The sequence below is a fragment of the Haliscomenobacter sp. genome, assembly GCF_041740695.1.
Classification (GTDB): Bacteria; Bacteroidota; Bacteroidia; order Chitinophagales; family Saprospiraceae; genus Haliscomenobacter.
In genome coordinates, this window is sequence record NZ_JBGSLK010000116.1 from 1 (window position 1) to 17,220 (window position 17,220).

At 45.5% G+C, this 17,220-nt stretch carries 18 protein-coding genes; 10 read left to right on the top strand and 8 right to left on the bottom strand.

Going from position 1 to position 17,220, the window contains the following annotated elements; all coding sequences use genetic code 11:
• Positions 1–278 precede the first annotated feature (278 nt).
• From ACEW9O_RS23875 to ACEW9O_RS23885, 3 genes are all read right to left on the bottom strand, one after another.
• On the bottom strand, positions 279–872 hold the full coding sequence (locus ACEW9O_RS23875) for a gluconate 2-dehydrogenase subunit 3 family protein (protein ID WP_373552734.1): 594 nt from the start codon (positions 870–872) through the stop codon (positions 279–281).
• A gap of 22 nt (positions 873–894) precedes the next feature.
• The gene (locus tag ACEW9O_RS23880) at positions 895–2,619 is read right to left on the bottom strand and encodes a GMC oxidoreductase (protein ID WP_373552735.1); all 1,725 of its coding nucleotides are present in this window, start codon (positions 2,617–2,619) and stop codon (positions 895–897) included.
• A gap of 156 nt (positions 2,620–2,775) precedes the next feature.
• Positions 2,776–3,288 carry a heme-binding domain-containing protein gene (locus ACEW9O_RS23885; protein WP_373552736.1) on the bottom strand — a complete coding sequence of 171 codons (513 nt, stop codon included), beginning with the start codon at positions 3,286–3,288 and terminating at the stop codon, positions 2,776–2,778.
• A gap of 166 nt (positions 3,289–3,454) precedes the next feature.
• Here ACEW9O_RS23885 and ACEW9O_RS23890 point away from each other — a divergent pair, with 166 nt between their 5' ends.
• The 4 genes from ACEW9O_RS23890 (at position 3,455) to ACEW9O_RS23905 (ending at position 6,345) form a co-directional block, all read left to right on the top strand.
• Complete coding sequence (locus tag ACEW9O_RS23890; protein WP_373552737.1) at positions 3,455–4,303, top strand: ATP-binding cassette domain-containing protein; 849 nt, start codon at positions 3,455–3,457, stop codon at positions 4,301–4,303.
• 328 nt (positions 4,304–4,631) lie between these two features.
• Positions 4,632–5,063: a hypothetical protein gene (locus ACEW9O_RS23895; protein WP_373552738.1), complete on the top strand. Its 432-nt coding sequence runs from the start codon at positions 4,632–4,634 to the stop codon at positions 5,061–5,063.
• Positions 5,060–5,428, top strand: a complete 369-nt coding sequence (locus ACEW9O_RS23900; protein WP_373552739.1) for a GntR family transcriptional regulator — start codon at positions 5,060–5,062, stop codon at positions 5,426–5,428. The genes ACEW9O_RS23895 and ACEW9O_RS23900 overlap by 4 nt, the downstream gene beginning before the upstream one ends.
• A complete protein-coding gene (locus ACEW9O_RS23905; RefSeq protein ID WP_373552740.1) occupies positions 5,425–6,345 on the top strand; it encodes a GIN domain-containing protein in 921 nt (306 codons plus the stop codon). Before ACEW9O_RS23900 ends, ACEW9O_RS23905 begins: the two co-directional genes overlap by 4 nt.
• Before the next feature lie 209 nt (positions 6,346–6,554).
• Here the strand turns inward: ACEW9O_RS23905 and ACEW9O_RS23910 are convergent, their stop codons facing one another.
• A complete protein-coding gene (locus ACEW9O_RS23910) occupies positions 6,555–7,679 on the bottom strand; it encodes a hypothetical protein (protein ID WP_373552741.1) in 1,125 nt (374 codons plus the stop codon).
• A complete protein-coding gene (locus ACEW9O_RS23915) occupies positions 7,639–8,184 on the bottom strand; it encodes a delta-60 repeat domain-containing protein (RefSeq protein ID WP_373552742.1) in 546 nt (181 codons plus the stop codon). Before ACEW9O_RS23915 ends, ACEW9O_RS23910 begins: the two co-directional genes overlap by 41 nt.
• A gap of 270 nt (positions 8,185–8,454) precedes the next feature.
• On the opposite strand from ACEW9O_RS23915, the gene ACEW9O_RS23920 reads away from it, so the two are divergent.
• Positions 8,455–9,447, top strand: coding sequence for a 2-hydroxyacid dehydrogenase (locus ACEW9O_RS23920; protein WP_373552743.1), 993 nt, complete (start codon positions 8,455–8,457; stop codon positions 9,445–9,447).
• Positions 9,448–9,469: 22 nt separating this feature from the next.
• Here the strand turns inward: ACEW9O_RS23920 and ACEW9O_RS23925 are convergent, their stop codons facing one another.
• On the bottom strand, positions 9,470–9,907 hold the full coding sequence (locus ACEW9O_RS23925; protein WP_373552744.1) for a hypothetical protein: 438 nt from the start codon (positions 9,905–9,907) through the stop codon (positions 9,470–9,472).
• Between the two features lie 158 nt (positions 9,908–10,065).
• Between ACEW9O_RS23925 and ACEW9O_RS23930 the strand changes: the two genes are divergently transcribed.
• Positions 10,066–10,890, top strand: a complete 825-nt coding sequence (locus ACEW9O_RS23930; protein ID WP_373552745.1) for a hypothetical protein — start codon at positions 10,066–10,068, stop codon at positions 10,888–10,890.
• Positions 10,891–10,907: 17 nt separating this feature from the next.
• Here the strand turns inward: ACEW9O_RS23930 and ACEW9O_RS23935 are convergent, their stop codons facing one another.
• A complete protein-coding gene (locus ACEW9O_RS23935) occupies positions 10,908–11,627 on the bottom strand; it encodes an SDR family oxidoreductase (RefSeq protein WP_373552746.1) in 720 nt (239 codons plus the stop codon).
• 195 nt (positions 11,628–11,822) lie between these two features.
• On the opposite strand from ACEW9O_RS23935, the gene ACEW9O_RS23940 reads away from it, so the two are divergent.
• The 4 genes from ACEW9O_RS23940 (at position 11,823) to ACEW9O_RS23955 (ending at position 14,839) form a co-directional block, all read left to right on the top strand.
• Positions 11,823–13,124 carry a sialidase family protein gene (locus ACEW9O_RS23940; protein WP_373552747.1) on the top strand — a complete coding sequence of 434 codons (1,302 nt, stop codon included), beginning with the start codon at positions 11,823–11,825 and terminating at the stop codon, positions 13,122–13,124.
• A 219-nt stretch (positions 13,125–13,343) separates the two neighbouring features.
• Complete coding sequence (locus ACEW9O_RS23945) at positions 13,344–13,580, top strand: UPF0175 family protein (RefSeq protein ID WP_373552748.1); 237 nt, start codon at positions 13,344–13,346, stop codon at positions 13,578–13,580.
• A complete protein-coding gene (locus ACEW9O_RS23950; RefSeq protein WP_373552749.1) occupies positions 13,581–14,057 on the top strand; it encodes a DUF3368 domain-containing protein in 477 nt (158 codons plus the stop codon).
• A 53-nt stretch (positions 14,058–14,110) separates the two neighbouring features.
• A complete protein-coding gene (locus tag ACEW9O_RS23955) occupies positions 14,111–14,839 on the top strand; it encodes a PIN domain-containing protein (protein WP_373552750.1) in 729 nt (242 codons plus the stop codon).
• Between the two features lie 95 nt (positions 14,840–14,934).
• Here ACEW9O_RS23955 and ACEW9O_RS23960 read toward each other — a convergent pair whose 3' ends face one another.
• Positions 14,935–17,205, bottom strand: a complete 2,271-nt coding sequence (locus tag ACEW9O_RS23960; RefSeq protein WP_373552751.1) for a molybdopterin cofactor-binding domain-containing protein — start codon at positions 17,203–17,205, stop codon at positions 14,935–14,937.
• Between the last annotated feature and the right edge of the window lie 15 nt (positions 17,206–17,220).

The window sequence follows — 17,220 nt, forward strand, 5'->3', positions numbered from 1 at the left end:
CATCTTTGCATTATCAATGCGATGCGCAACAAGATTTTGCTCAGGGTTTTTGCCGTCGTTAAAAATCAAGTTATGTATCAAAAAAATTTGAACAATGTCTTGCTTGAACCATAGAAAACACAACGAAACGACGACACGACGGAATGGCTACCGCCTACATACGACGCAAAGCGTCGTTTACACTGAGCACGTAGCGCGAAGATCGTCGTGTCGTCGTTCCGTTGTTGGTCGTCGTGTTAAAAAAGCAGCGAAGCTGCTTCCTATCTGCGTACTGTGAATCACTCACTCCAAGCATTCCCCACCTCTGCCACTGGCAGACAGGAGATGTACGCCCCCGGCACCGGATCATAACTCAAAATATTGGTGCATACCTCCTCGGAAGTGTAATAACCAAAGAGGGTCAAACTTTTGAGGTTGCGGAAAAAATCGCTGGGCTGTGGTGGTGCCAAAGTAATGCCCCAAACCGAGGGTGGTTGGGTGGCGGCGGCTTTGTCCATGGCCAGAAGTAAGGCGTTGCGTTCCTCCGGGCTGCATACCGCGAATGCTTTGCTGTGTTGTTTTTTACTGTCTGCTTCAATTTGTTCCAAACCAGCCACAAAAGCTTTTTGATCCCCCTCGCCCAACACTTCTTTCAGCATCTTGTCGATGAACTGGGGCACACCCAACTCTTTAGCGCCTGGAGTGGCCGTTTTGGGCAAGATGGTTTCGGTGACTTCAGCCAGGGTAGCGGCTTGATTTTTGGATAAAAAAACGGGTTGCCAGTCCAATTTGGCCTCCGCCTGGCAACTTAAAAATAAGGTACTCAAGCTGGCTGAGGTCAATCCATAACCCAACAACCAACCCGAAGATATGATGACATCGCGACGATTCATGTTTGTCAGTTTTTAGAAGCTGTTAGAGGTTCCCTTTTTTCAATTCACTCATCGCAAAATCCACGGCGCGGGCCGTCAGCGCCATGTAAGTGATCGACGGATTCACACAGGAAGACGAGGTCATACAGGCGCCATCGGTGACAAATACATTCGATACAGCGTGGACTTGATTCTGGGCATTGAGCACTGAAGTTTTGGGGTCACGCCCCATGCGAGCCGTACCCATTTCGTGTACCCCTACGCCCAGTCCACCCGCGTAATCGAACATAATTACATCCTTAAAACCTGCGGAGCTGAGCATTTCAGCGGCGTCGGTTTTCATGGCTTCGCGCATTTTGAGCTCATTTTCGCGCATTTTGGCATTGAGCACCAAGAGTGGAATGCCCCATTGGTCTTTTTTCTCAGCGTCCAGACTAGCCTGATTTTCGTGGTAGGGCAGGCACTCCCCAAAACCCATCAGGGCCATGTTCCAGGGGCCGGGTTTGAAGAGGGATTCTTTAAATTCAGCGCCAACCCCGGGACTGTTGGTGCCTCGACCCCAGTTGGCTCGGCTGCCGCCATTGCCCTGGTAATCGTAACCACGCAGGAAGTTGGGGTTTTTCGTTTGGTCATTCAGGTTAGCAAAGCGGGGGATGAACAAACCCGTGGGGCGACGGCCTTTGTAATACTCGTCTTCCAGCCCTTCGTATACGCCCATCGCACCCGTGCGGTAGTGGTGATCCATGAGGTTGTGGCCGAGTTCGCCGCTGTCGTTGCCCATTCCTTTGGGAAAACGGTCGGAAGTAGAGTGCAACAGGATTTGAGTGGTGGCCAAGGTAGAAGCACAACAAAAAATGACTTTGGCGTAAAACTCGATCATTTCTTTGCTCTCGTGATCCACGACCCGGACCCCGGTGGCTTTTTGGGTTTTTTCGTCGTAGATGATGGAGTGTACGACCGAATTGGGGCGAATCGCAAAATTGCCGGTAAGATTCGCGGCCGGAAGGGTGGCCGAGTTGCTGCTGAAATAAGCACCGAAGGGGCAGCCTCGCGAGCAGCGGTTGCGGTTTTGGCATTTGCCCCGCCCGAGTTCCAGGTGCCAGGGCTGAGGCTCGGTAAGGTGGGCGACGCGACCAATGGTGATGTTTCGGCCCCGAAATTTCTTTTCTACTTCCTTTTTGAAATGTTGCTCCAGACAATTCAGCTCCATGGGCGGCAGGAAGTAACCATCGGGCAAGTGATCGAGGCCCAGCTTTTCGCCACTGATGCCCACAAATTTTTCTACGTAGGTGTACCAGGGCGCGATGTCTTTGTACCGAATTGGCCAATCGACGGCGATTCCCTCTTTGGTGTTGGCTTCAAAATCGAGGTCGCTCCAGCGGTAGCAATGTTTGCCCCAGGTGAGTGAACGTCCACCCACGTGATTGCCTCTGATCCAGTCGAAACGTTCTTTTTCGATGTAGGGATCTTCCTGATCGTTGGTAAAAAAATGTTTGGTGGATTCACCCACAAAACCGCTGCGGATTTGGATATGGTATTTTTCGCGGTCTTCGGCGCTGAGGGCTCCCCGGTTTTCGAATTCCCAGGCTTCCATGTTCATGGTGGGATAGTCTTCGAGGTGGTTGACCATACGGCCTTTTTCGAGGACCAGGGTTTTGAGTCCTTTTTCACAAAGTTCTTTAGCGGCCCAGCCGCCGCTCATGCCTGAGCCGATGACAATGGCATCGTAGGTGTTGGTTTTGTTGAGTTTGATGTTGAGATTGGCCATAAGCTTGCGGATGTAGAGTTGCGAAGGGGTTTCGTTTTGGGATTTACTTAAGTGCCTCTTTGGTGTCTATGGTTTCTTAGGTGGTTAAAAAAATTTCTTCACCACCTAAGAAACCATAGACACCAAAGAGGCACCTTAGAAACGTGTAATCAAAAATTATTTTCCGGGAGGACGCGCGGGCCGCTTGGGCATTACCAAACTATCCGCCGGGTATTGGGCCTTGATGGAATCCATATTGGTTCTGGCCCAGTCGATCAAAGCAGTTTTTTCTTCTGCGGTCAATTTAGCTTCAGGGTGCCGCCCCAGCCAAGTATAGGAGGGCAGTGGCATTTCGCCTTCGTCCACAACTTCGATGACCTCTTCAAATTTATGGTTTTGAATGGCAATTTTCATGGAAGTGAAATTCGAAAAATTCAGGTGCCGTTTGCCGTCCTTGACGTGGTTGGCCAACATCCAGGCGACGGGTTGAACATTCGCGTACCAGGGGTACTCGGTTTTGTTGCTGTGGCAATCGTTGCAGGCTTTTCCCAAAATACCCTGAATGTAATAGGGCCCCGGGTATTTTTTATGCACATCGTAGGTGAGGTCATTCGAGGTATTGCGCTCGGGGCGAAAAAACTGAATGAGGACGAGGATAGCTAACAAAACAAGCAGAATTTTTTTCAGCATGGTGTTTGTGTTTGAATTTCGAACAAAACAAAGGGTTCAAAATGGGCTTATACTTCCCAAAATAAGCTTTCTGTGAAAATTTTTCGCATTTTTTTGGAAGTGCGCTTGATTTATTTAAAAAGTGTTATAAATTTGTAGTGTACTAGTAAACTAATACACCATTACAATGATTCAACTCCAAAACCTCCACTTCCGCTACCACCCCAAACGCCCACTGTTCGAAGGGTTACACATCCAGATTGACAAACCTGGGATTGTAGGCTTACTTGGTTCCAATGGGGCGGGAAAAACTACACTGTTGCACTTACTGGCGGGTTTGCGCTTCCCTTGGTCGGGAACCTGTACTGTGTTGGGTTCAGAACCCCGCAAACGGCAGCTGGCCTGGCAACAGCAAGTATTGTTTGTACCTGAAACCATCGAAATGCCAGCGCGTACCCTCCAACGTTGGTTGACTGAATTGGCGCCCTTTTACCCGCGTTTTGACCAACGGCTTTTTGAGGCCATTGTCAAAGAGTTTGAGCTGGAAGTATCCGGTAAGCTCAGCGAATTGTCCTTTGGTCAACAGAAAAAAGTGATGCTGGCTTTTGCCCTAGCGACCCAGGTCAAAGTGCTGTTGCTGGACGAGCCGAGCAATGGTTTGGACATCTTTTCCAAATCGCAACTGCGCAGAATCTGGACCCGCCACTTGCCCGAAGATACCTTGGTGGTCATTTCGACCCATCAGGTGCGGGAATTGGGGGCGCAGTTTGATCAGGTGGTGGTGATTGATCAGGGCAAACTGTTGTTTCACCAAAGTACCGAAGTGCTCAATGCCCGTTTTTGCATCCAGCGGAGTACCGAGGAGCCGGGTAAAGATGCTGTGTATTACGAACCAATCCCGGGCGGATATCTGGCCTTGTACATCGCTGAACCTGGAGACCCTGAAACGGAGATAGACTTGGAAATATTGATGAAAGCGATTGTGGAAAAGCCGGAAATATTGGTTCACCTTCAAAATGAAAAAGTGTATGTATAGCAATAGTTTCACTCGAATTTCATCCTTAATCCAGATAGAGTGGGGAAAAAAATGGAAAAGTTTAATCGGATCGGCTCTGCTCTATATGTTGGTGATCCTAGTATTGATCATGAATCCTGCTCAGCAATTGTCAATTGCCATTGATTTTTTCATTATCCACTTTATTCTGGGTCTGGTCTTTGTTTTTGCAACGCAACTTTTTTTATTGTTTCCAGAATGGAGCACACCCTTCAAAACGATACAATTGTTACAGTTGCCTGCAAAGCCAGCAGAAAAATACCTAGCAAAACTTTGTTTTCCATTCCTCTTTGCGCCAGTTGCCTTTACCTTGATTTTTTTGGTTTTTCGCCCCATTTTTTTACAGGCAACTTTAGCAGTTAAAGGATTTATGACCTACCCGCTATACCAAGAGGACATCAATATTTTTGTACAAATTGCGTTGATTGTCCCTTTATTTGTAGGCGTAGTATTCGTTCCAGGTGCGTTGATTTTTAAAAAGGTGCACCTCCTTTTTTCTTTCTTATTGTGTTTGTTGTTATTTGTTTTGGCCGGGTTGATTGCCCAGGCTTTTCAACTACCTGCATACATTACAGCTTCACCTAGTGATCAAAGCATTTTTGGTGCAATGGAGGCACAACTATTTAGCGCTGTCTATTTTTTCCAATTCAAACGCCTGTATGCAACACTTCTTTGGGGGTGTGGAATCATTCCGATCATGCTATACTCAGGTTATTTCCTCTTTAAACAGCGCGAAATATGAACTGGAATGACCACAAAGCCATTTACCTCCAAATTGCCGATCAAATGGTAGAAGATGTGTTAAAAGGCAAAACCAAAGCTGGCGAACGAGCTTTATCGGTGCGAGAATTGGCAGCACAAATTCAAGTCAATCCAAATACTGTGGTAAGGTCTTATGGACTTCTGGAACAAGAGGGCCTATTGCAAAACCAAAGAGGCATTGGGTATTACATTGCCGAAAATGCCTTGGAAAAAGCTAGGAAGCTCAAGCGTCGTGAATTTATAGAAGAAACCTTACCCGAAGTGTTTAAAACGATGCAGCTACTTGAAATTTCTCTGAGCGACATCAGTGAATTGTATCACCAAAATCAAATTGCTAAATCATGAAAAAATCCATAAAAACGGGACACCTGCTCGCCTGGTTTGCTTTTGTATCCTTTCCTACTGTGCTCCTTGTATTTGATTTTACACCCCTTACAAGAGGCTATATTTACAGAGAGGTGTTTAGTAAGGGTACTTTACAATTGTCTGGAAAAACCGTGTATACGAAAAAGCGAGTTGAGCAGTTTTCTACGCTTAATATTAGATCACAGTTTATCGATTCAGTGATTTTAATTCCTACGAAACACCCGTTTGTTGAAATTACCGGGGACAGTGGCTACCTCGACAACATAAAGGTCGAAATGGAGCCGTCAAACCCAAGTCTGCACATTTTCAGCAAGAAGTTTTTCAAGACGCGAGCGCTAGGAAATCAAACCGATAATCAATTACCCAGTGTTAACATCAAAATTGGCTATCAATCATTAAACAGAATTGTCATCTATACCGCGATTAAACACTTCCATCAAAAAGGAGTGTTAAAAGGACATCGTATTCACATTGACATTGAGGCGGATGAAGCCGATTTAACGGTTGATGCCAACTATCTAAATTTGAATCTGCTAAAGCCTGGCACGGCAATTCAATTTGATACCATCAGTTCAAGCAGATACAATCAGTACATTCAACAAATCAATCAAGGCAAACTACATACCATAAAGGGTAAAGTAGACCTGGTTGAGATCCGCAACAACAGTGGAGGCGACCATATTTACCTGGATTTAAGTCAATTGCAAAGTCGACAAGTCCATGCGAAGATAGAGACAAGCGACTACAACAAACTAGTTGTCAACCCAAGTCAGTTGTTCAGTTACATCACCCCTCAATCAGGTCGTTTTTTCTTCAGAAATGACTTGACTTGTAAAAGTAAGGCTAAAGTCATTCATGGTTACCGAACACCCAAAGGATTCACCCGTGCTCAATAATTCAACTCTAGACACATTCATTTAGAGGAACCTTGTCCAATTCCACATCGTTCCATCACCCGACTTTTACTTGTTTGTTAAACCAATTCGCCTCGGTTCCGATTACCACGATCCCCGAGGTACGCCCAAGCCCACTCCTACTCCTGGGTAACTGCTCGACCGGCACAAGTCAATTGTGCGCTGGTCGAGCAGAGGGTGCCCACTTCTATTTATTTCACTTTGCTAAAAACATGCGATTCTTCCCAGTCAGTCCCCAACAATCTCAACACATAAGCTCCTTGTTTTAAGGCTTTAAGGTCAAAACTTTGCAAAGCTGGGTTCACAACCCGGCCAGATTCCAGCACTTTGCCACTGCCCATTTCCAGCATTTGGTACTGGACACTTGAGCTTTGAATTTTGGAATCGAGTTCTAAATACAAGGTTTCGTTGGCGTTGGGGTTGGGGAAAATTTTTCCTTTCTTTACCTTGTTTACAACAGTAGAACTGGAAGTGAGTAAATCAGTAATTTTCACCAAACCCACGGCACCGTTTGGAGCAGTGAATATTCCCCCTAAATACATGCTATTCCCATCGATATTCGCGGTGGTGGAATAAGTCGTCTCAGCAGGCATTTCTGGCAAAAAGTTGCTGATGAGTTGAGCGTTTTTGTCGATTACAATGTGGTTGTTTACCGGAATGTCGTTGTAGCGATTAAAGACTCCAGCAACCAAAACGCTGCCATTGGGCAGTTCGAACAATTCACTCAACCCCGGAAAATTATTGCTGGTGTGGGTAAGAGTAGGTGCTTGTACAATTTGACCAGCAGCATCCAATTTCAACAAAAAAGCACTGGTACTGGTAAAGCCGCCAGTCAACACCAGTCGACTATTTTGTTGTTCGGTAGCCCAAAATACGTAGCCATTCGCATTCACTACCTGCAAATCACGTGCTTCTCCGTTTTCAAACACCTCATACCCACGCTGGCCCAAAATGAGAAAACTATTGCTACTGGCCCGATGGAGAGAGGCCCTTTCGTTGGACAAGGAATGATTGGCCAGGATTTGCCCGGTTCGATCAAATACACTGACATTAAAGCCATCACCAGCTAAGAATCCAAGTGTACCACTGGGTAAAATGGCCATATTCTGTACAATGAAATTAGATACTGAGGTAGGTTGTGGATTAAAATCAGGATCGACTTGCCCGGTGGAATCGAAGCGAAAAACGGCTTGTGTACGATTTCCAATTTTGAGGTTGGTTCCGGCAAGCACCAATTCATTATTGGATTGAACCCCAATAGCGGCAACTGCTCCATCAAAAGTATGAGCCCTGAAATGGGGGTAAAGGTGAACCATCTCTGCTCAAGAGACGAACTTGAGAAATGTAGGTTATAGCATTCTCCAGAATAAAGATTTTCTGATTGGGCAATACTTCTAATAGCTGCAAACTAAAGTTTTCATTTTTCAAAATCAAAAAAGAAGGGTCAATTGTTCCATTTGGCAACAAGCGCAACAAACTTCCTATGAATTGCCCTGTTGAATCTTTGAAATAACCACCAATTAAGATTTTTCCATCTTGTTGGATCTTGATTGTTGTAGGTGCATTGTTCAACAGAGTTGGGTATTGAAAACTAGGGTCAAGTTCCCCATTTTCCTCCAGGCGAAATAAAAAGCTCACCGCTTGGTCATTTATAAATCCTTGACTCTGAGTCGCGATAAGTAACTTGTTGTCTGCTTGAGTTACCATGGTTGTACCGCCGCTAGCCCGCAATACTTTGGGCGAAAAATTGGGATCAAGTGTTTGAGCACACAATAAAGAAGCAATACTGAGAAGAGTTAGCGTAAGTTTTAGCTTTTTCATAGCCATGTTTTTGGGAATGAATTAAACAATATCATGCCCATAACCCAAAAACATGCTACAGTGGTATGTATTTAACAAAATAAATGAAAATTGGCCCCAAAACAAACCGCTCGAATTGGCCGCAAGCGGTAGACACCTGTGAATCATGTAAAATTACGCTTTAATTGTGTAAGGCTTATCTTTTAATCCTGTTGAACTTTGTTCCACAAAATCAGGAAGCAAACCAATTCTTGATCAGGAGTTAGTCCTAAACCAACACAACTTAATAAAATGAAAGTAGCAGTCTATAGTTTCCACCAATTTGAAAAGCCTTATTTCGAACAAGTAAATGACGGCAGTCATGAACTGCATTTTTTCAACGTAGAGCTTTCGCTGGAAACAGCCCCCTTGAGTGTTGGGTTTGAGGCGGTGAGTTTATTTGTAAACGACGATGCCTCGGCGCCCGTACTTGAACTGTTATATAAGAATGGCGTTCGTTTCATCGCCCTGCGCTCGGCGGGCTACAACAATGTAGATCTGGATAAAGCGAAACAACACGGCATCCGGGTAGCGAGAGTACCTGCCTATTCGCCTTTTTCCGTAGCCGAACACGGGGTAGCGCTCATCCTGGCACTGAACAGGAAATTGATCCGCGCCCATTCCCGGATCATGGAGCAAAATTTTTCCTTGAATGGACTAACCGGTTTTGACATGAATGGGAAAACCGTAGGCATCATGGGCACCGGAAAAATTGGGGAGGTGATGGCCCGGATTCTGCATGGTTTTGGTTGTCACTTACTGGCCTACGACAAGTTTGAAAACGAGGAGATCAAGCAAAAATATGCGGTGGAATACACCGATTGCGCTACACTATATCAGCGCTCCGACATCATCAGCCTGCACCTGCCGCTCAATGACGATACCCGGTACATCATCAATGAATCCAGTATCCAGCAGATGAAAAAAGGCATGATGTTGATCAATACCAGCCGTGGTGCTTTGGTGAACACGAACGATGTGGTTCAGGGATTAAAAAACGGGCAAATTGGGTATTTTGGCATGGATGTTTATGAAGAGGAGGATGGGCTATTTTTTGGAGACCACTCAGATGAGATTTTGCAGGATGATACGATTGCCCGGCTCATGACTTTTCAAAATGTACTGATTACCAGCCATCAAGGGTTTCTTACCGAAACGTCATTGACCAATATTGCCAAAACCACGATGTACAATTTGGATTGCTTCACAACGGCTAAAGTTTCTGAAAACGAGATAAAAATGTAAGTCCGGTTTTCGGTACAAAAAATCAATCTGGGACGACTTTCTGGTTGAAAAGCCGAGTCAATATGTAGGAACCGATCAGGCCGATTGCCAGGCCTATAGATAGAATAACCAAACTGTCCGTAAAAGGGTTTAAATATTTCCCCAAATGCGCCTTTTCCTGAATGGTTTTCATCAGTGCTGGTTCCATGAGCAGAAACGCGGTCATGAACAAAGCGAAGCCACCCACTCCCACCAGGGATGCGCCCATCCCTTGCAATACACCATCCATATAATTGTCAATGTTATCGGGATGAAGTCGATAATAAGCTTGGATGGCCAAGTACAAAAACACCAATTGGAATGCGGCAACAAACACATGGAGTTCATTGCGGTATCCCAGGCCGATGGTGTACATCAATAAAAAGAATGCGATGGATGCAAGCATCATCCAAAAACCCATTCTGATTGAAATAGCATACATAATCATTAGATTTTTGTACTTTTTGGTTTTATCAATTTAAATGGCAAAGTAATTTGCACCCTACAAAAATGATTGATTTAGAACAGCAAAGCGTTACACCATTCTGACAAAGAGTTACATCATTCACGCATTTATGTCACCTAAGGTACGCAACCAAAATGAACCACAATAAACTAAGCTTTTTATTGCTTTTCATCCTTTGTGCCTGCCATGGCGTGGAGACACAAAATGGCATCATCCCAAACGAAGTATTTCTATCCGACACCCGAGATTCCACAAAAACAACCCAAGCCATTCTCAACAAATTTATACCCAGCTCTTTGGCGCTTGCCCAAGCCGATACTAGTGACACTTTTTTTTACGGCAACAACGTGATTGAAGAGGACAGCTTGTTTAGGCAGCTGTTGATCGGAAAAATGATTGATTCAGCGAACATCCACGCAGTTGAAATCGATCTTAAAGACACCATGATCCAATTTTTTCAGCTCCGTCATCAAGCCTGGAAGCCAATGGGCAATGCACGAATCAACATTCCCATTTACTCCATTGAATTTGAAGACCTGAATGGTGACAACAAGAAGGAAATCATCACTTCAACCTGGCGAAACATGAACGGCAACTCCTGGAAAGAGGTCTACTGCCAATCAAAAAAAACCGGTACAATACAATACGCAGGCTCCTTCTCAACGGATTACGTAGTCAATAAAACCAAAAAGCAAATTGAAGAGACCTACTTCGGCAGCTGGTACATAGACCCTTCGCTGACGCTTTATGAATGGCGAAACGAAAAGTTAGTACCCATAAAACAGCTAATCATTGCTCATGATCGCCCAGTTACTGAAAACGGAAAATCGACTTTTGAGTATTACGAAAATGCCAGCAACGATCTCAAAGGACTTAAACTCGTATTTAAAGAGCCGTATAGCGAAGCTAACCAAAAGCAACAACAGCTATGGGATGATTTTTTTAGCAAAAACAAATAAAGTCCTTTGTTGTCCCTTTATTTCTTCGCCGTCTGACTTGGCCGAACCTCAATTTTGCTAGGCAAAGTCCGCGGATTCATCTTGAGTAAATCTACTACGATCTGCCCCAAATCTTCGGGCTGAATTTTCCAGGCATCCGCGTCACTCGGTTCGTGGTTGTTGAAATGGGAAGCTACCGAACCGGGCATGATGGTGGAACATTTGACGCCCGCATCCCGCAAGTCGAGCATGACGGCCTGGGTGAAACCCACCAAGCCAAATTTGCTGGCATTGTAAGCGGAAGCTGATGCAAAAAAATTGGTTCCGGCCAAACTGGCAATGCTGATGAAGTAACCCTTGGCATCAGTTAGTGCATCTACCGCGGCTTTGAGGCTGTAAAACACGCCAGTAAGGTTGGTATCGATCGTTTCATGCCATTGCTCTGGCGTGATTTGCGTAATGGGGGCAAAATGACCCACCCCCGCATTGGCGATGAGTACGTCGAGACGACCAAAAGTTTCCAGGGTTTTGGCCACTGCTTTTTGCTGCGCCGCAAAATCGCGGACATCGGCAGCGATGCCAATAATTTTACCTGTGCCGACGGAGGAGAGTTCCCGAGCTGTGGCATCTGCATCTTCCTGACGGCGGCTGGTGATGGCCACATTGATGCCTTCTTTTAGCAGGCTAGCGGCGATGCCGTAGCCGATGCCTTTGCTGCCCCCGGTGATGAGGGCGGTCATTTGGTTGAGATTGTTCATATGGTTGTGAACGTTGGTAGGGTTAAAATGGTTGAAATCGTTTAGAGCTTGAGCGGAAATAAATCTCCGTAACCTTCCGATCCATCTACTCAATTGGCTGGATTGTCGGTTTACTAAAATTGGTAACACTTACATTTATACTTTAGCGTTTTGTCAAGTACTATATTTGCTATTTTTCACCAATACATTCATCCAATGATCAAAATAATTGCATTTTTCAACGTCTGGTTTTTCAGCATGGTAGCCCTATTCAGCCCAGAAGAAGCGACTAAGACAAACGCTGATGAGACCATGCCCATGTGCAATACCAACATGGTTGAAAGTGTCGACCAATGGACCAAACTCCCGAGTTCACCTGTACTCAGCTCAGTTCCTTCTGGCTCCAGTGTTTTTGAAACAGACTCTACCAAGGCCTACGCCATGCCTTTGTTGACCCAAACGTCCAAAGGAGAGATTTTGCTTTCCTGGACAGAAAAGGACGAGCAAGGCCTTGTTTCATTTTGCCTCGCTTCCTCCAAGGACAAAGGCAAAACCTTTGGGGATAAAAAAGTAATTTTTACCAGCAAAGGGATTGGCAATAGCCGTTTGATGAGGGCCAAAGTTTTGGCCAAAAAAGACGGCAGCCTGGTCGCAGTGTTCACCAATCGGCCTGACGCACCAGCAGGAGCACCAGCAGGTGGCCGCCGCACCTCCGACCTGGTGTATTGTGTATCGAAAGATGCTGGTGCTACCTGGACCAGCCCTCAAAATGTGGACTCAGACCCCGCCAAAGCCATGCGTGGCTTTTTTGACGCCATCGTCCTGCCTAACGACGAAATTGCGGTAGTGTATTTGAAAGACGTGGCCAACAGCACAAAACACGAAGAGCGGGATTTGCGGTTGGTACTCACCAAAAATGGCGTATTTCAACCCGAAAAATTGATCGATCCTGTCGTCTGTGATTGCTGCAACATCAACCTTCTGGTCGATGCCAACGGTGCCTTACATGTCTATTATCGGGACAACAACGATGACATTCGCGACATCGCTAAAATAACTTCCACCGACAATGGAGCAACTTTTTCCAAACCACAAATCGTCCACAACGATGGCTGGAAAATCAATGGTTGCCCACACAGCGGGGCCATCTCTAGCAGCTATGGCAAAGGGGCTTTGATCGCCTGGTTCTCCGGTGCAGAAACCGAAACGGGCATCCGTTTGGTGACTCAAGAGGGCAAAAAACTCTTCGTCTTGAACGAGGCATCAGTGAAAAACCCCTGGATTATGGCGGGTTCAAAACAAGCGGTAATGCTTTGGGAACAAAGCCAGGCCGACAGCAAAAGCCAGCTCGTATTCCGAAAAATAAATGGCGATAAGGTATCCGAAACGGTAGCCGTAGACGGTACGGTAAATGCCCTTAATTCAACGGGTTTGATGCTGGATAATCAATTGCTGCTTGCTCACGAAGTGAAGCGGGATAAGAAGAATGGTCTTAAAATCAGTACGGTAGCTTTGTAGGGTCATTCTCCCCCATTATAGCCTGCAAGGAGTTGTTTTTAAAGGTTAAGCAAAATTTCCTTGCGGGCCATCATGCTTTTACAGAAAAGCGTAGGCAACTTGTTCATTATCAACAGTTCTCAAGCGTTAAGTCCGCCCAAGCTTTCTCTTTAGTTGATTAAAAATGTTGTGGAATTTAAAAAAATGTATTACCTTAGGTGGCGTATTAATTCAACTATTATGGTAATTAACATTCCTGACCAAGCCTTGGTATCTGCCAAGATCAGCTCCGAAGACCTATTGTTAGACTTCGCTGTCTATTTATATGAAAAACAAATCCTCTCTATCGGTCAAGCCAGAAAAATTGTAGACCTGGACTTAATTTCTTTTCAGAAAGAACTGGCAAAGCGAGATGTTTTCATCCATTTCGGAATTGAGGACTTAGAGAAAGATTTAGTGAATCTAGAGACACTGTAAATGATTGTAATTAGTGACACCTCCCCCATTACAAATCTTATTCAAATTGACTCTCTGGATTTGTTAAATGCCGTTTTTGGAAAAATCATCATTCCTCAAACCGTTTACAATGAGCTTTGTGAACTTCCCGATCAGAAGAAAATTCTTGACGACCAAGATTGGATTTCAGTAGTTCCTGCTGAAAATAGGTCAGCAATTACTCAGTTGGAAACGCAGCTAGACAAAGGGGAAGCAGAGGCAATTGCACTTGCCATGGAACTTCAACCTGATTTTCTGATCATCGATGAACTAAAAGGAAGAACCATTGCTGAAGGCATGGGGATCAAGATCGTTGGATTGTTAGGTACTTTGCTTAAAGCCAAACAATTAGGGTACATCGCTGAGCTTAAACCTAAGTTGGAGCAGTTGGTAAATCAGGGGTTTAGAATCAATCCTAAGCTTTATAAGCATGTTCTGAAACTTGCTGAAGAAGAGTGAGTCATATTTCATTTATTTTTAAATCATGTTAGCTACTACGACAAACATCCTCAATGGCAAAATTGATATTAGATACGAGTTCATGGTTTGATTTGGCAAAACCAAAAATTGAAGAAGTTTTAATTGAGCTTGAAGAACAAGTAAAGCAGAGCATTACTGTTTTATTGACTTGCGACATAATTATTGAAGAATGGAATAGAAATAAGCTGCGAGTTTTGCAAGAGGTAATTGTGAGTATCCGCAGCCATGCAAAAAGCGCATTGAAAATGTCCGAGCTTTTACCTGAACAGGAAAGAAATGAACTTGAAAAAATTATTCGAAAATACACAAATGTTGAGGCTGACCAAGAACGACTTGCTGAAGCGTTTTTTAATAGAGTTGAAAAATTACTCAAAAGCTCGGAAGTTTTTAGAATTGAAGATAAACTCAAGATTGACATGGCAAATAGAGCTCTAACTAAGCAAGCCCCATTTCATAATAGCAAAAACAATATGGCTGACGCTCTACTTTACTTTGGAGCTGTTGAGCACGTAAATAACACAAATCTAATAGCAACAGACTTAATTTTTGTAACCTCAAATCATAAAGAATTTGGCGATCCCAGTGATCTGACTAGAACTAAAATTCATCCTGAATTACAGATGGGAAATGTTCACTTCGTAAATAATCTTGCTCAAGCATTAAAAATGAGGAAAGAAGCAATTGATTTAATGGATGAATATCATGAGTACGAATTTTGGGATTCGATAAAGTGGCAATCAGAAATCGCAAGAGGAAAATAAGAGAACAATAACCAATAATGACCCATGCCGCCGGTCAGCTTGTATAGCCAACTTACGGCGGCATGGGAATATTCCAATGGAATAGACTTCCTCACTTACATCCCCAATTCCTGCTTATCCCCCAAAAAAGGCTGGTTGTACACCCGTTTCCCGGTCGCTTTGTACAGGGCATTCGCAACTGCCCCAAAAATCGGTGGAAACGGTGGCTCGCCCATCCCGGTAGGACTGATCTCATTTTTCACAAAATGGACATCAATCACTTTGGGCGCTTCGCTCATCCGAATCATGCGGTAATTGTGGAAATTGGTTTTTTCGGGCACCCCATTTTTGAATGGCATTTCTCCAAAAAGTGCGTTACCGATCCCATCAATAACTGCTCCTTCGGTCATGTTGGCTGCTGCGTCGGGGTTGACCACGATGCCGCAGTCGATGGCACTGGTTACTTTTTGCACCACGGGTTTGCCATCTTCTACCGTCAATTCCAGCACATGGGCCGCATAGCTGGCGTGGCAAAAATAGGCCGCCACACCTCGGTGTACTTTCGATTTTGGCTTGTTTGCCCAGCCCGATTTGTCCCGCACCAGTTCCAGTACCCCGGCATACCGATCCGCATCGTAGTCATTGTTTTTGCCCACTGGATTGGCCTTAGCTTTTCTCAACAATTCCAGGCGCATTTCAATCGGATCTTTTTTCATCGCCTCAGCCAGTTCATCCAGAAATGACTGCTCGGCAGCAGCAATAAAATTGGAACGTGGTGCCCGGAAGGCGCCGATGGTGATGTTGGATTCGATGGACCAATCTTCAGCCAGGTAATTGTCGATCGCACCCGCAGGGAAACGATTGGCGTGTAGGGGGCTTTCAGGAATGCCGCCCGCTTTCACGTGAAAAGCGATCAGGTTGTTGTTTTTATCCAAAGCAGCCCGGTACGTGGCATAGTAAGCTGGGCGGTAAACGCCGTTGGTCATGTCGTCCTCGCGGGTATACATCAACTTCACCGGAGCTTTGACTTGTTGCGAGATGATTGCAGCCTCTACCATATAGTGGCTGTAAGCCCGTCGCCCAAAACCACCACCCATGCGGGTCATTTCAATTTCGATGTTTTCGGCGGGAATGCCCAAGCGTGCAGAAAGGGTAGGCTCGATGAGGCCCGGCGCTTGCAGTGGGCCAGCAACTTTCACTTTGTCGCCTTTTACATCGGCAAAAAAGTTCATCGGTTCCATACAGTTGTGCGCCAGGTGGGGTGCTGAATAGCTCCGTTCCAATACTTTAGCTGCAGTTTTGAAAGCGGCCTCCGGGTCGCCGTCTTTGCGGACCACCCTACCCGGTTTGCTGGCAAACTCTTTCATTTTGACGAGGTGGTCAGCTGAATTTTCCAAGCCTGCCGGTACTTTGACCTGACTTTTGTTCCCTCCAAAGCCAGTTACCGTTTCGCTATAAGTTGCAAAAGGTTCCCACTCGGCCTTGATCGCCTTTTTGGCGTTCATCACTTCCCAGGTGGAATTGCCTACGATAGCAACCAATTCAGGGAAGGCATTGGTGTCGAAGGCCGCTTTTTCCTGGCCATCGTTGTACGTTTTGAAGGAAAAAACGTCCTTGATGCCCGGCATGCCCTTCACGGAAGCATCGTTGAATGATTTCAACTTCATGCCAAAAGCGGGCGGATGGACAATCATGGCAATCAGCATACCTTCCACTTTGTAGTCCAGGCCAAAGAGTGGCTTACCAGTCACAATCTTCGGCCCTTCTACATTCTTGTGCGAGGTGCCAATGATTTTAAAATCTTTGACCGCTTTCAATTTCACTTCCTTCGGAACGGGGATTTGGGCCGCCGCCGCAGCCATTTCGCCATAAGTAGCCTTTTTGCCACTGCTGTGTTGCAAAACGCTGTTGGAAGTGCTGATTTCGGCTACGGGTACTTGCCAGGCTTTTGCGGCGGCTTCGCGGAGCATTTGCCGGGCGGTAGCTCCGGCTTTGCGCAGGGCGTCCCACTTGGAGGGGATGCCTCTACTGCCACCAGTGAATTGCCCCATCGCAGCATTGGGGAATTTGGCGGGGTCGTGTATGGCCATTTCTACCCGCACGTCTTTCCAGTCTACATCCAGTTCCTCTGCCACGATCATGGGCATGGAGGTCATCACGTTTTGACCAAATTCTGGATTCGGGGTAATAATGGTTACCAGGCCGTTGTCGCCTATTTTCAGGAAGGCATTGAAGTCGAACCATTCTTTGGGCAAAGCCAGGATGTCTTTGGCAACAGAGAGGTTTTGCTGGGCCAACCAGTCAAATCCGATGACCATACCACCGCCCGCGAAGAGGGTATTTCTGAGGAAAGAGCGTCTGCTCGATGCTATTTTTGTCTTTGTCATTTTATATGGACTTTG

Bases quoted from the DNA above. Each gene is read 5' to 3' on its own strand.
- ACEW9O_RS23875 (WP_373552734.1), bottom strand. From the start codon at position 872: ATGAATCGTCGCGATGTCATCATATCTTCGGGTTGGTTGTTGGGTTAT.
- ACEW9O_RS23880 (WP_373552735.1), bottom strand. From the start codon at position 2,619: ATGGCCAATCTCAACATCAAACTCAACAAAACCAACACCTACGATGCC.
- ACEW9O_RS23885 (WP_373552736.1), bottom strand. From the start codon at position 3,288: ATGCTGAAAAAAATTCTGCTTGTTTTGTTAGCTATCCTCGTCCTCATT.
- ACEW9O_RS23890 (WP_373552737.1), top strand. From the start codon at position 3,455: ATGATTCAACTCCAAAACCTCCACTTCCGCTACCACCCCAAACGCCCA.
- ACEW9O_RS23900 (WP_373552739.1), top strand. From the start codon at position 5,060: ATGAACTGGAATGACCACAAAGCCATTTACCTCCAAATTGCCGATCAA.
- ACEW9O_RS23905 (WP_373552740.1), top strand. From the start codon at position 5,425: ATGAAAAAATCCATAAAAACGGGACACCTGCTCGCCTGGTTTGCTTTT.
- ACEW9O_RS23910 (WP_373552741.1), bottom strand. From the start codon at position 7,679: ATGGTTCACCTTTACCCCCATTTCAGGGCTCATACTTTTGATGGAGCA.
- ACEW9O_RS23915 (WP_373552742.1), bottom strand. From the start codon at position 8,184: ATGAAAAAGCTAAAACTTACGCTAACTCTTCTCAGTATTGCTTCTTTA.
- ACEW9O_RS23920 (WP_373552743.1), top strand. From the start codon at position 8,455: ATGAAAGTAGCAGTCTATAGTTTCCACCAATTTGAAAAGCCTTATTTC.
- ACEW9O_RS23925 (WP_373552744.1), bottom strand. From the start codon at position 9,907: ATGTATGCTATTTCAATCAGAATGGGTTTTTGGATGATGCTTGCATCC.
- ACEW9O_RS23930 (WP_373552745.1), top strand. From the start codon at position 10,066: ATGAACCACAATAAACTAAGCTTTTTATTGCTTTTCATCCTTTGTGCC.
- ACEW9O_RS23935 (WP_373552746.1), bottom strand. From the start codon at position 11,627: ATGAACAATCTCAACCAAATGACCGCCCTCATCACCGGGGGCAGCAAA.
- ACEW9O_RS23940 (WP_373552747.1), top strand. From the start codon at position 11,823: ATGATCAAAATAATTGCATTTTTCAACGTCTGGTTTTTCAGCATGGTA.
- ACEW9O_RS23945 (WP_373552748.1), top strand. From the start codon at position 13,344: ATGGTAATTAACATTCCTGACCAAGCCTTGGTATCTGCCAAGATCAGC.
- ACEW9O_RS23950 (WP_373552749.1), top strand. From the start codon at position 13,581: ATGATTGTAATTAGTGACACCTCCCCCATTACAAATCTTATTCAAATT.
- ACEW9O_RS23955 (WP_373552750.1), top strand. From the start codon at position 14,111: ATGGCAAAATTGATATTAGATACGAGTTCATGGTTTGATTTGGCAAAA.
- ACEW9O_RS23960 (WP_373552751.1), bottom strand. From the start codon at position 17,205: ATGACAAAGACAAAAATAGCATCGAGCAGACGCTCTTTCCTCAGAAAT.